1 protein-coding gene is annotated in these 464 nt (G+C 41.4%); it reads left to right on the forward strand.

Annotation, left to right across the window (positions count from 1 at the left end; genetic code table 11):
- On the forward strand, positions 1-464 hold a 464-nt coding region (locus AAEZ02_RS21870), incomplete at both ends, for a DDE-type integrase/transposase/recombinase (RefSeq protein WP_351125041.1).

The raw sequence follows: 464 nt of genomic DNA on the forward strand, positions 1-464 counted from the left end.
GCTCAGATACAATTGATAGAGCAAGCTTTCTCTGAGTCACACTCGACGTATGGCAAACGTCGAATACAGGCTGATTTATTAGATTTAAATTGTAAGGTTGGGGTTTACGCCATAGCTAGCGTAATGAAAAAATTGGGATTAATAGCGATTAAGCCAAAGAAAAAGCATTACTATCCAAATCAAGGTGAGGAGCAAGTTTACGCACCTAATTTGCTTAGACGACAGTTTAACCCTACGACTTATAATACCCATTGGGTGGGTGATATTACCTATATAAAATCACATCAGGGGTGGAGTTATTTAGCCTGTGTACTTGATTTAGGGACCAAAGAAATCGTTGGGTATGCCTTATCAAGCCAACCCAATGCAGCGTTAGCGACAGCGGCATTAAATAACGCGATACAACGTCAGAGGCCAAATACACAGGAGTTGATGTTTCACTCAGACCAGGGTTGTCAGTACTC

It is taken from the genome of Shewanella sp. T24-MNA-CIBAN-0130 (genome assembly GCF_040310185.1).
GTDB classification, from domain to species: Bacteria; Pseudomonadota; Gammaproteobacteria; order Enterobacterales; family Shewanellaceae; genus Shewanella; species Shewanella psychromarinicola.